The following is a 13248-nucleotide window of genomic DNA, read 5'->3' as shown; positions in this document are numbered from 1 at the left end:
GACTTAGTGATAAAGAGTGAGCGAACTGGGCGTCTGCGCGCCAGATTAAAATTTGCATTAATCGGTTGTGCCGCAGCGGTAACATTATCGCTCGCGACGACCAGTGACGCCTACACTAAGCAAGAACAGCGTTGGATTAGCACGGTAACCAAGACCTACGGAGAAAGGGCAGGTAAACGTGTTCAAACGTGGCGTTCTGTGTTGGCTGGTTTACAGGGTAAATCTGAGAAGCAACAACTGACTGGTGTGAACGAATTCTTCAACCAACTCAACTTTGTTGATGATATTCATTTGTGGGGAAGAAAGGACTACTGGGCGACCCCGTTGGAGTTTTTAGGGAGCAACGCCGGAGACTGCGAAGATTTCACCATCGCCAAATACTTCTCACTACTCGAACTTGGGATATCAGACCAAAAACTCCGCTTGGTCTACGTCAAAGCGATAGAACTGAATCAGTTCCACATGGTTCTCGCTTACTACGAAACCCCTCGCTCTCAACCACTGATTTTAGACAACCTAATTGGTGAAATAAAACCCGCGTCTAAACGCGGCGATCTATTACCGATTTACAGCTTCAATGGTCGCAACCTATGGACCATGAAAACTACCCAAGGCAAGTTAGCCGGAAAGTCGTCGAGACTAAAATTATGGAATGATTTGCGCAGTCGCGAGCGCTCATTAACGTTACGGAAACCAAAGGTAAATTACGACGAGTAAATAATTATGACACTATACAGACAGCTAGTGGTCGGCATGATAGCCGTTTTTTTACTGTTATTGACGTCGGTGTTTATTATCGAAATTAACACCACCAAAGATTTCTTGGAGCGGCAGCAACGCTCTGAGGTCAATAACACCATCAATACCGTCGGACTTGCCTTGGCGCCGTACCTTCAGTCTCAAGACAAGGTAGCTGTAGAGTCGGTGATCAATGCCTTATTTGATGGCAGCACCTACTCTACGGTTCGCCTAGTATTTCTTGAAAGCGATGAAGAGATAGTGCGCACATACCCTATCAAGCCGAGCGATGTACCAGCTTGGTTCACCAATCTTCCTCTATTTTCGCCGATTCAGGACTCTCGCGTCGTCACCAGTGGCTGGCTGCAATTGGCAGAAGTAGAAATTGTTAGTCACCCTGGCGAGGCCTATTCTCAGCTTTGGCACGCATTTGAGCGTCTCTCCGCGGCATTTTTGGGCATTCTCGTTTTCGGCTTACTCGCTATCGCCTTTATATTGCGCCGAGCCCTGAATCCTCTACGAGCCATTGTGCTTAAAATGGAACAAGTAGCCAATCGTCAGTTTGGTGAGCCGCTGCTTAGACCTCGAACCAAAGATTTGATTGCGGTTGTAGATGGCATCAATAACATGTCGGCACACGTAGAAGAATCATTCAAACAGCAAGCGAAAGAAGCACAGAAACTGCGTGAACGTGCGTACATGGATCCCGTGTCCCACCTTGGTAACCGTGCTTTCTTCATGGGACAGCTCAATCAGTGGCTGAGCGAATCTTCATTGGGTGGCGTTGCCATCTTGCATGCAGAATTTATTAAGCAGACTTATAAGAGTGAAGGTTATGAAGCTGGAGATGGGCTAGTACGCGAGCTTGCCGATCTGCTGTCAATGACCATTAATTTGCCAAACACCGTGATCGCTCGTATTTCTACGGATGAGTTTGGTTTTGTGTTCCCGAACATTGATGAAAATGAGCTCAAGTTCGCAGCCAATAGTATCATCACCTGTATTCAAGATCTCAATGCAGACCCAACAGGTCTGAGTAAAGCGAAAGCATCACTGGGTGTCGTATTTAATGAAGAGCGCAAAAACTCCACGCAAATGCTGTCTGTGCTGGATAACGCGCTCACCAAAGCTAAATCGAATCCAGAGATGGATTATGGTTACATCTCCAACGAACAAACAGGCGTCATCATGGGCAAACAGCAATGGCGAGCCCTGGTTGAAGAGGCCATCAACAACGAAGAAGTCACGTTCCGCTTCCAAGCAGCCAATAGTAGCTGGGGGGAAACCTATCACCGTGAGGTGTTCTCGGCGATTGAAAAAGATGGCGAGCGCTATACAGCAAACCAATATCTGTTGGCGCTTGAGCAGCTTGATGCCAGCCACATCTTCGATGAACACGTCATTATGTCGGTCATCAACAAACTAGAACGTGAAAAAATGTCTGATGCCATCGCCATCAACATCACGCCTACGAGTATTGCTCAACCAAGCTTCATTCGCTGGATATCGTTAGAGTTAAGTAAACATGCCAGCATTTGTGAGAAGCTGCACTTTGAAATACCAGAGAGCTGCTTTATTAGCAACCCGCATCACACCGCTCTATTTTGTAATGCCATTCGCAATGCGGGAGCAAAATTTGGTGTCGATAATTACGGACGCAACTTCCAATCTTTGGAATACCTCAACGAGTTTAGACCCGATTACGTGAAATTGGATTACTTATACACCCATCAACTTGATGATGAAAAACAGAAGTTTACGCTGACGTCAATTTCAAGAACAGCGCACAACTTAGGTATCAAAACCATCGCCTCGCGCGTGGAAACACAAACTCAGCTCGACTTCTTGTCTGAGCACTTTGTTGATGTGTTCCAAGGCTTTATTGTGGACAAATAATAGGTGCAAGAATCCATGAAGGATCCGTTACTCAATTCGCTCATCTACATCAGTCGATATTACGGCTTAGCCAACTCCCCAGAGGCGTTGGTTAATAGCCTGCCCCTATCTTCAGGTAAACTGACTCCATTTTTGTTGCCACGCTCCGCCGAACGCGCGGGGTTAGTCGCCAAAGAGAACCGAGCGGAACTGGACGCTATTCCAAGTATCGTTTTTCCAGTCATCCTACTTCTGAAAGGTGGCGATGCGTGCGTTCTGAACAGTATCGACAAGGAAAAACAGGAAGCGGAAGTCATTACCCTCGAGTCTGGCATGGTGCCAATCTCAATTGCTCTAGACGATCTGATCTCCCAATACACCGGTCGCTACTTCTTAGTGAAAAAACAATTTCGCTACGACGAACGCTCTCCAGAAGTACTTAAAACCCGAGATGGACACTGGTTTTGGGGCACCTTGTGGGAATCAAAACGAATTTATCGCGATGTATTGATTGCCTCGCTGCTTATCAACATTTTTGCGATTGCCGCCCCGCTATTCACTCGGTTAGTGTACGACAAAGTGGTGCCAAATCTTGCTTTTGAAACCCTTTGGGTATTGGCGGCAGGTATCTTTATTGTCTTCGGCTTTGACTTATTGCTCAAACTCATGCGCAGCTACTTCATTGATGTGGCAGGCAAAAAGTCTGACATTCTTATCTCTTCTAAGCTGTTTAGCAAGGTGATGGGGATTCGAATGGAGTCACGTCCACCCTCAGTCGGTGCGTTTGCTCGTCACTTGCAAGAGTTTGAATCGATTCGAGAGTTTTTCACCTCAGCAACCATTGCATCGCTGATTGATCTGCCTTTTGCTCTGCTGTTCTTGGTCATCATTTGGCTAATGGCAGGAAATCTAGTGATCATCCCAATAATTGGGGTTGTTATTCTTGTTATTTATTCATTGCTCATCCAAGGACCGCTGCGTAAAACCATTGACGAAGGGTCGCGTCTTGCTTCGCAGAAATACGCAAACCTAATCGAAAGCTTGGCTGGTCTAGAAACAGTGAAGATTTTTGGCGCACAAAGCCAGTATCAGTACCGCTGGGAAGAAGCCGTCGCTCACATGGCAAACTGGAATATCAAAAGCAAGCGCATTACTGACGGTATTCAGAACACCGCTGGCTTTGTGCAGCAATCTTCCAACATTGGCATGATTATCCTTGGTGTTTACCTGATTGCAGAGGGTGAACTCACCATGGGTGGGCTTATTGCCGCTACAATGTTGAGCAGCCGTGCAATTGGCCCCTTGGTACAGCTTTCTCTTCTATCGACACGCTACAACCAAGCAAAATCGTCAATGACCATTATTGAACAGGTCATGGCAATGCCCGACGAGCAAGAGGAAGGTAAGCGCTACATTCACCGCCCGATCATACAAGGTAAGATTGAGCTTGATCGCGTCACCTTCCACTATCCAGATTCACCCATGGCATCTATTCGAGATTTGAGTCTCAACATTGAACCGGGTGAGAAAGTTGCGATCATCGGCCGTATTGGTTCGGGCAAAACAACGCTAGAACGCCTCATAATGGGCTTGTATCAACCAACAGAAGGTCACGTGCGTATTGATGAGACTGACATCGCTCAGCTTCACCACGTGGATGTGAGACGCAATATTGGCTGTGTTCCACAAGACTGCGCGCTGTTTTACGGCTCCATTCGTGACAATATTACGCTCGGCAGACCATTGGTTGATGATCGAGATGTTATGGATGCAGCAAACCGAGCAGGCGTCACCGTCTTTACTCAGCAAGATCCTGCGGGTTTAGAGCGACAAGTTGGTGAAGGTGGCTTGCTTCTCTCCGGCGGTCAACGTCAAGCGGTGGCCATTGCTCGTGCTTTCTTGGCTCGCCCTCCTATACTGATTATGGATGAGCCCACCAGCTCAATGGATAACCGCTCTGAGCTGCACATAAAAACCCAGCTCAAGCAACTCAAAGAGTCAGAAACATTGCTGCTGATTACCCACAAAACATCCATGCTAGATGTGGTTGACCGGGTGATAGTTATGGAGAAAGGCACCATCATAGCAGATGGTCCAAAAGCTCAAGTGCTCAACGACTTGAGACAAGGCAAAATCAAAGCCGCAAGCTAAATCCATAAAAAATCCCGCTCGATTTGAGCGGGATTTTTTATGCTAGTAACTAAATAAATATTCGGGCTCGCAAGCCAAACACCCAAGCATGACTTTCACTCGAAAACGCAGGATCTTTGATGTACTGAATATCAGGCGTAATTTGAATGTGATCGCCCCATTGCATGTTGTAGTAAAGCTCTGCCGCAACTTGCCTTTCCCCTGCGTTTAAAAACGTTTGCAGTGTGTCTTCATTGGTGTGTGACCAGTTAATGGCAAAGCCCAAGTTATTGGTTGGCTGACCTAAACCAAAGTAACCCATGCCGACTGACAACGAGCGGTCATACAAAGCAACATCCCCTTCAGAAATACCACCACGAACAAATGGCATAATTTGCGGAGTGACAAACTGACTCCAAGAGAAGTTCACACCTTGACCAGACTCGCCACCAATAACCGTACCATCTTCCAATACTGTCGATGACAAACTATGTCGGGAGCCAGCATCCATGTGCCAAAAGGTCAGATGCAAGTTATCCGTATAAATTTGCTCTTGAGAAGCGGTCCAACCAATTTCTAAGGTTTTAAAGTAAGCCGCGTCGCCGCCAAATGCAGTGTCGAAACCATCAAAAATGTCCTCTGATTTACCTTTTGCATCAGCAATACCACCGATGATGTAGAAATTGTCACCTAACATATGACCAGCTGATATTGCCAACACACCGTCATCAGGTAATCCCATCGCGCCCGCACCGGTTGAAAACGCAAGATTCGTAAATCCGGACCAAGGACTTGCTAAAGCATAAACATCAACATAGTTGGTCACGTCTTGCCAGCCAACAATAATGGAGCCTCGGCCATCACTGATTTTTTGCTTCCAGTTTAGATCCGTGACGCGAAAACCTTGGTCACTGAATGCAGGTGCAATCATACCCGCGTAGCCAACTTGATCTTGACCAAGCCATGCAAAACTCTTTGGTTCAGTTTCAGTGTAGCTATGTCTGTGCTCCACTTTCCACACTAAGCTGCCCACGTTGTCTGTACCATGGCCAAGTAGGTTCCACGAGCCATAAAGTCTTGCAACGCCTGACGCTGCATTCACATTAGAGCCATCAACACCATTGGGCGACTTTAGACCCAGAGCAAAATAGTCCGCACCAAAGGTAAAGCCCTTATCCGCTAACTGATTGCGCCAGTCCTTCTTGTCCTCCGTTTGCTGAGCAATCGTATTTTCAACTGAGTCAGGGCTTTCAAAGTTAGCCGCAGTCGCCGATACGGTAAAAAATATGCCTAATAAAAATGGGCTTAATGAAGAAGTCTTCTTGGTCATAGATAACGCTCTTTTAGGTGAATACTTGGTCATCTATTTTAATCAACTGCGCACTCATTAATTGCCATTTGATGACATTAAAAAGCAGTTTGGGCGACACCTATTTTTGATATTTAGAGCGATAAGACGAGGGAGTAACGCCAACAATACGCTTAAACGAACGGGTAAAGTGCGCTGAATCTGAGTATCCAAAACGATTGGCGAGTTGGGTGATGGACTCGCCTGTCTCACAAAGCCTTCTTTTTACTTCATCGAACACCAGTTGCTCAATAAAAGGTTTATAGATGATGTTCTCTGCGCTCAAGCGGCGTTGCAGCGTGCGGACGTTAAGACGTAAGATCTCTGCGGCAAGCTTGATAGGTAGCTTGCCCATCGAAAGGTAGGGCGTGATGGCTAAGGTGAACTGTTCTTTAAAGCTCAGAGACTCGGAGACTATCGAGGTGGCGTTTGGATTTGGTGAGGAAACCTGCACTGGAAAGTCGAGTAATGAAACGGGAATTTCTAACGCCGTCACAGGGCGCTCAACATAAAACTGCGCATGCTCTAGAGAAGGTAAACGAGAAAAGTCGTCCCTGTTTTGGCTTTGAATACCAATACGCGCAGGAGTCCACTGATCGTTCGTTAGGGCTCGCAGCACCTCTGCTATGCAGATAACCGAGAACATCTCCGCGTACTTAAACCAGACCTCATTGACGCCGGCTTTGTCACGCACCAGCCACCAGCTATTTGCTGAATGCTGCAAATAGACCTTAGCTCCCGTCGAGCGAGTTTGAAGCTGGTTAGCGAGAGCCTCAAGCGTGCCTCGTAATGTGGGCTGTTTCGAGATGACGGCAATTAACTCCGGAACATAGTGCTCTCGGCAGGTTCTTAAAAATAGCCACCCCGCTCTCTCTTCATTCATATGTTGAGCCAAGACTTCAAAGAAGTTCTTCAGGGTTGATTCTGGCAAGTATTCATAATCAGTATCGGTATGGATATCGCTGGGAATGGTTGCCGCACGAAGCAAAGCGTAGGTGTCACCATCAATCTCCCCCAGCATATTGGCAAAGAATTCGACGCTTTGTTTTGAAACGAGTGAGAAGTCCATCTCTTGAGTTTGTTTCATAAAATGAAGAGGTTAGGAATGGATACCTAAAGTGTCGTCAATCCGTCGAGTTTGGTCAAATCGTTTGAATGGTGAAAGCGTGACTGCAGTAATAAAACAAAGCGCCTGACTGATAGTCAGGCGCTTTGCTCATTTTAGAGGGTGTTTTTGAAGATCTTACCGTCTTTCATGATGAGATCCATTTCGGTTAGGTGAGAGCCATCTGGCTTAGCATCATTGGTTAGCCAAGTTTCTCGACCACCAATCAACGTGATGTCTTCAAGCGGGTTACCATCAATCAATAGGATGTCGGCATACGCCCCGACTTCAATCACACCAATTTTGCCGTCTGAGTATGGGTTGATCCAATCTTCCATCAGCTCTGCTGAAATTCGGCCACCGGTTGATGTCATTGCTCGCAGCGCCGAGAAGTTACCGAAGAACTTCGCATCTAGGTAAATCTCATGAGAGATCTGTTTGGCACACATATCCGCATAGCCCACACAATCCGTATTGAACGCTCGGTACTCTGGGTCTAGCTTCTGTACGTTTTCAATGTAGCTGTCGAAAGCCGCTTGCGCCGACGCTAGCTTCTTCTGAATGCTTGGGTCTTGTACTACGGGCACCTTTGCCAGCTCCGGTGAGAACGCGGTGAGGTTCGTCACCAAGAAAGCGCCGTTTTCTTTAAACTTCTTGTGGTGGCTTTCATTGAACATAAAGCCGTGTTCAATGGACTTAACACCCGTATCCAACGCTTGGTGCAACGCCTTGTCTGAGTATGCGTGAGTCGCCACATAGGAGCCGTACGATTCAGCAATGTCTACCGCAGCCTTGAGCTCTTCATCCAGTAGTGACTGGTATTGCCATGGGTCAAATTTTGACGATACGCCACCCGACTGGAACACCTTAGTAAACTGTCCACCTTGACGGTAGTTATGGCGCGCTTGCTCATGGATCTCTGCCACGCCAGCCGGCGTTGACATGATGCCTAGGATTTCTAGGTTCTGTGGTGAATCTGTCAGTCGACGTGACTGTAAGCCGACATCTGAATGTCCACCGATTGGCGCAATAGGCGCACCTGAAACATAAGTACGTGGGAAGTCGATCTCACCTTTCTTCTCAAGCTCAGTCCAGACACCATCTGTACCACCAACATCGCGAATGGTACCGAAGCCAAGGTCAAGATACATCTCGCCAAACCCTTTAGCATGCACGGCGATCTCTGACCAACGCATGTCATTGGTACCAAGTAGACCTTTTGGCAACGCTAGGTGCATGTGCGCTTCAACCAATGCCGGCATCAAGGTGCGACCTTCTCCGTCAATCACTTTGGCATCGGCGGGTACATCGGCATTGCCTTGGGTAATCGCGGTAATTTTGTTGCCAGTCACAACGACAGAGTGGTTGTTGTACAGCTTATTTTCGGTTCCGTTGAAAATATTGACGTTCTTAAATACAACCACTTGCGGCGCTTCGATGGTCGTTGGCTCAGAAGCTTGTGTCGGTGCCATAGCAGCAAATGCAGAAGCGGTCGTCAACGCGAGTGAAGCAGCAATCAGTGTTTTCTTAAACATGTAATACTCTCTTTCAGTGATGTTGGTGTCTCAATGTATGAGCACATAATAACCAATCACCTTCACCAAAAACTGCCATTTGATGACACATGAAATCTTACTCAATTCAATCTCGGCAGTTTGCGTTATGTACGCCAAACAGACACATTCGAAGATATCACTAGGACAGCACTTGGAAATGTTGAAGACTCTTCTGCACAAAAACGTTCTTCCGAGAATGCCATAGGCTAAATAAAAAAGGATGATTTGTGAGCACAAATCATCCTTTTTACACTTGGTTTCTGATAACCGTTTAGCGCATCGTTATTAAGTATCGTGAACGATGATAATCTGGCTTAACTCGGGAACACTCAAGGACGATATTCCAGTCACACCTTCAAGCTCGATAGTGACGCTCTTACCATCTTTGTTAATGTTAACCAAAGTGCCTGTTTCATCTTCCGTATTCATGATTGTGATGTTGTTATTCTCTAGCAAATCATCAAGCGTTTCGCTACTACCTTCAAACACATCCGTCAAATCGAGAATATCTCGGTTTCCATCAACTTGTGAGAAGTCAGTGACGACATCATAACTACCATCAAGGTCATCAGCCCCCCACTTAAAGGTGTCATTACCTAGGCCACCAGTAAGCCTATCGCTACCAAGCCCGCCCTGAAGCACATCATCACCATCAGTACCATGGATGACAGTAACACCGCTACCGCCTCGTACTGCGTAATCGACTTCATCGATGTCATCAACATTACCATTTGGCACGATATTGACGTTAACAGTGGCTGTTTCATCGCTTTGCAAATTGTCAGAGTCTACCGCACGATATTCGAAGTGATCTGAAACCTCGCCTTCAGTGATTTGGAAGCTCTGCAGCACAAAACCAGCATCTTTATTATCCTCTGAATGATAAGGCATAACGCGAACTTCATCGAAAGGCAGTGGCGACGCAACGTTAATAACCGCTTGGTGATCTACAATCGTGCTGTTATCCATAACAATTGGGTTTTCATCTAAAAGAACCCCTCCGGCGTAAAGGTACACGAAGATCTGTGCTCCACCGTTGCCGTTTGCAGCCGCGCTAAACTGACCTGTAAGACTTCCCACGCCTACAAGAGCTCGAGTCATTGCACCAGCAGTGAATTTAATCGACATAAACTCATTTTGTTTTGCCTCTGTCTCTTTACCTTGGCCATTTTCGTCGTCTCGTTTGGTATAGAAGCCAGACTGTTTCGCAGCCCCAGCACCATCAAAAGCAATTTGCTCTTGAGTGACACCTTCATGTGGTTTTTCACCACTATACGTCCCACCTGTAACGACCACTCCGTTACCAAATGGGTTTTGTCCATCCGGATCGTAGCCAAAGGCTGAAGTATCAAAGCCGACTTCTAGGTCATAATAAATGTCCGTAGTGTCTTCAACTCTATCACCCAAATCCAAATCAATCGGAACGCCAGTACTGGATAGGAAATAAAGCTGACCGTACTCAGGTTCATCGACAATCTCGACAAAAGTGCCCTTGCTGTTACTCGCATCATCCTCTGTATCGGTGACAAACTCTGCGAAATTAAGAGGAATAGTGTCATCAGGTACAAAGAACTCAAAGTCAGTAACGAGCGGTGGTGTATTTGGTGTCGCTGGATTAGGACTCTCTAGAACTATGAGGTCGATTAGCTCAGAAGCAGACTCATCAGCAGGAGAGTATGTAGTATCTCCCTCTGAAGCGGTTGCTGTAATCGTCAACGGATACGTGCCTTTATCAGCAACTTGAATCTGCAAATCATTCAGGTCATTCCAATCTGAAATATCAATCTCACCCGTCGCACCAACTACCGACGTCTGGGTGCCATTGGTGACAATTGCACCTTGCGGCAAACCTTGAATCAACAAACTCAGTACCTCTGAACCATCCGTATCAGTAAGGTTAGCAACAATATCGCTGATATCGATATACGTATCTTCGTAGCCAACGTTACTGCGCGCTGATAGCACGATGTTATCCAAAAGTGCACCGATGCTATCGTCTTGCTCAGATTCGAACTCAATACGATACGTACCGTCTTCCGGTACTTGGAAGAACTCTTGAATGTCGTTCCAGTCTCGGTTTATAGAATCATCGAACTCAAACAGTTCTGTTCGATTGTCATCTTGGTCTACTAGGAAAACTTTGAGTGGAGAACTGTTAACACGTCGTGCTGCTACGTCAAAATTAAGCTCGTAGAATTGACCGCCTTTGCCGTCAAACTCAGTAAACAGCGAGTCATCTTTGCCACGGCGACCCTCTATTTCAAATAGCTGATTGTCTCGATCTTGTGCATTGCCACCAAGATAAACGTCCTCTTGGCCCACCTCAACGATTCCATCAGGGTTGTTGGTTCCCCAAGTGCCCACTGAACCATTGGAGCTAAGCTCAGCCTCTGTCACGTTTCCACGCCAAGAGCGGTTGAGCGTGACGTTCTCAAAGTCTATTGAAGCAATGATTTCATCCCCCGACACTTGCAACACTGGAACGTCGGTGACCGGTTTGACAACAACCGCTAAATCGTGGGATTCAACCTCTTGGTTTGCTTCATCAAAACCTGTCACCAGAAGCGTAAAGTCAACATCGCTATCAGCTGGTGGCTGCACCGATAGCGTATCGAACATCAGTGGAGTGACAGATACAGCGTTGTCTGTCACTGTTAGCTCAGAATCACCATCGAAGATTTTCGCACCAGTAGGGATGTTGGAGATGACAATCGCCTCCGCAGCACTGCCGGCTGGTAGACTAATATCGAGGTCAATTTTGCTATCTTCAAAGCCACTTGCTGCTGCAATAGCCACATCAGCAACACCTGTCACCGAAATGGTTGATACAGCCGTGTTCGAGGGTTCACTCGCATCATCGAACGTTGTGATCTCAATGATTCTATCGTCCTGTGATGGCGACTGACTGGTATTTTCGAACTGAATCAGGCTAATTGCTGCCTCATAGTCATCAGCAGTGGCATTACCCACTAGTGTAATCTTGATTGCTCCTGAGCCCAAAGTTTCCATATCATACATGATGCCGCTCATAAGCGGATTGCTAGGTGATACCAGTGCGAAATAGTCCCCTGCTTGCGGGTTGGTCAAAATAATATCTGCCGATGAGATAACATTGTTTTCATCAAAGATGACAATGTCAGTATCAACGACTGACATTGCAGCGTCTCCCTCGACAAACATAGCTTCATAGCCAGTACCCTCTTCGCTAAGATCAAGGTCTAGCGTCGGCGGCATGTTGTTATCACGTTGGTCGATAATCGTTACGACAGACTCTTGGCTCTCGCTTTCATCGCTATCGACGGCTTTGTATTTGAAGCTGTCGTTAAGTGCCGTTTCGATGTAACGGAGCTCCCAGTTACCAGGCCCATCAGTTCCGACAGTTACACCAGCTATCAGTAAACCTTCATCTACATCAATCAAGTCATCAACGGAAAAGCTCAGCTCATGGAATAGATTACTATTACCTGAGGTATCTTTTTGAACGTTTGGAGCATAATCGACGACATCACCATTGCTCAATGTCACCGTGATGGTCACAAATGAGTCATTGTCGTTTCCTGGTCCACTGTAGAAGTAGCCACCCATACCATCTAAGCCAAGGCTAATATGGGTAGCGGGACGCTCAGAAAAGTCTATTGTGAGCTCCTCATCTTGGTTAATCCCGTGACCACCGCCAATACCCAAACCATGCCCCACATGGTTAGCTTGCACATCACCACGGTACTGAGTCAGGTTGCCCTTGTTCGAGCTAGTGTTGATGGAGTCACCATTTTCCAATTCTAGGACACGGTTCTTACCGTCAACCTTATCACCCCAGTTATAGAACTCATCTCTCGTGCTCTCTAAGTCACTATCGGTTGGTATCACCTTTGTTCCCAGTACGAAGCCTTGATCATCAGCATCTGGTTGGTAGGTGATAAGAGTCGGATCAAAAGTATCTTCGTTGTCGACGTTAATCTGAGTGATGGCAACACCGTTGTAGAACAGTGTTCCACCGACAGGAAGCTCGGTAATCGTCACTTCTACTTGCGTACCATCGGCATCATCTTCGATGTCAGAGATATGGTCACTACCTTCACCTTCAATCGTTCCTGTACCGGTATCGAACACAACCGAAACGGGATCATTACCGTCAATGGCAAAACTAAAGTTTTCTGATTCTGGATTATCATTTAAACCAGTGACGGTTATTGTAACTGTCTGAGCCTCACTCTGTTGGCCTTCGTTATCAGTTGCATAGTAGGTAAAGTCAACAAGCTCAGACTCACCTGCTGCTAGGTTCTGGAAGTCTGTACCTGGATCGAATATATACGACCCATCAGAATTAAACGTCAGCGAACCTTTGCCATTTGGTACATCATTTTGAAGCGTGTAAGACGCGATCGTGCCATCAACGTCTGTTGCATCTGGAACACTGCGAGTGATCGACGTATCTTCGTCGGTCATTTCATCCGCAGGTAGTGCCACTGGACGGTCATTAGTGCCCGTTACCGTGA

The 13248-nt window shown here is 46.7% G+C and carries 7 protein-coding genes; 3 read left to right on the top strand and 4 right to left on the bottom strand.

The genetic code is table 11. From position 1 onward, the window contains the following. Positions 1-33 precede the first annotated feature (33 nt). From ACJB0T_RS20540 to ACJB0T_RS20530, 3 genes are read left to right on the top strand one after another with little or no spacing between them, the layout of a single operon-like run. Entirely contained in the window at positions 34-717 is a 684-nt protein-coding gene (locus ACJB0T_RS20540) for a transglutaminase-like cysteine peptidase (RefSeq protein WP_479294597.1), read from the top strand. A gap of 6 nt (positions 718-723) precedes the next feature. After that, a complete protein-coding gene (locus tag ACJB0T_RS20535) occupies positions 724-2634 on the top strand; it encodes a bifunctional diguanylate cyclase/phosphodiesterase (protein WP_479294488.1) in 1911 nt (636 codons plus the stop codon). A gap of 15 nt (positions 2635-2649) precedes the next feature. After that, the gene (locus ACJB0T_RS20530; protein WP_479294486.1) at positions 2650-4764 is read left to right on the top strand and encodes a type I secretion system permease/ATPase; all 2115 of its coding nucleotides are present in this window, start codon (positions 2650-2652) and stop codon (positions 4762-4764) included. A 49-nt stretch (positions 4765-4813) separates the two neighbouring features. Here ACJB0T_RS20530 and ACJB0T_RS20525 read toward each other — a convergent pair whose 3' ends face one another. The 4 genes from ACJB0T_RS20525 to ACJB0T_RS20510 all read right to left on the bottom strand — a co-directional run. Next, positions 4814-6073 (bottom strand): carbohydrate porin, encoded by a 1260-nt coding sequence (locus tag ACJB0T_RS20525; RefSeq protein WP_479294484.1) that lies wholly within the window; start codon positions 6071-6073, stop codon positions 4814-4816. A gap of 100 nt (positions 6074-6173) precedes the next feature. After that, entirely contained in the window at positions 6174-7178 is a 1005-nt protein-coding gene (locus ACJB0T_RS20520; protein ID WP_479294483.1) for an AraC family transcriptional regulator, read from the bottom strand. Between the two features lie 134 nt (positions 7179-7312). Beyond that, positions 7313-8731, bottom strand: coding sequence for an amidohydrolase family protein (locus tag ACJB0T_RS20515; RefSeq protein WP_479294481.1), 1419 nt, complete (start codon positions 8729-8731; stop codon positions 7313-7315). Positions 8732-9037: 306 nt separating this feature from the next. After that, positions 9038-13248, bottom strand: a 4211-nt coding sequence (locus ACJB0T_RS20510) for a cadherin-like domain-containing protein (RefSeq protein ID WP_495292931.1), incomplete at its 5' end; no start/stop codon positions are given.

This window comes from Vibrio sp. CB1-5, from assembly GCF_059412285.1.
This window is presented reverse-complemented; position numbering and strand designations above follow the sequence as displayed.

What these genes read in the sequence shown, in the direction of transcription:
- ACJB0T_RS20525 (WP_479294484.1), bottom strand. Translation starts at nt 6,073, where the DNA reads ATGACCAAGAAGACTTCTTCATTAAGCCCATTTTTATTAGGCATATTT.
- ACJB0T_RS20520 (WP_479294483.1), bottom strand. Translation starts at nt 7,178, where the DNA reads ATGAAACAAACTCAAGAGATGGACTTCTCACTCGTTTCAAAACAAAGC.
- ACJB0T_RS20535 (WP_479294488.1), top strand. Translation starts at nt 724, where the DNA reads ATGACACTATACAGACAGCTAGTGGTCGGCATGATAGCCGTTTTTTTA.
- ACJB0T_RS20515 (WP_479294481.1), bottom strand. Translation starts at nt 8,731, where the DNA reads ATGTTTAAGAAAACACTGATTGCTGCTTCACTCGCGTTGACGACCGCT.
- ACJB0T_RS20530 (WP_479294486.1), top strand. Translation starts at nt 2,650, where the DNA reads ATGAAGGATCCGTTACTCAATTCGCTCATCTACATCAGTCGATATTAC.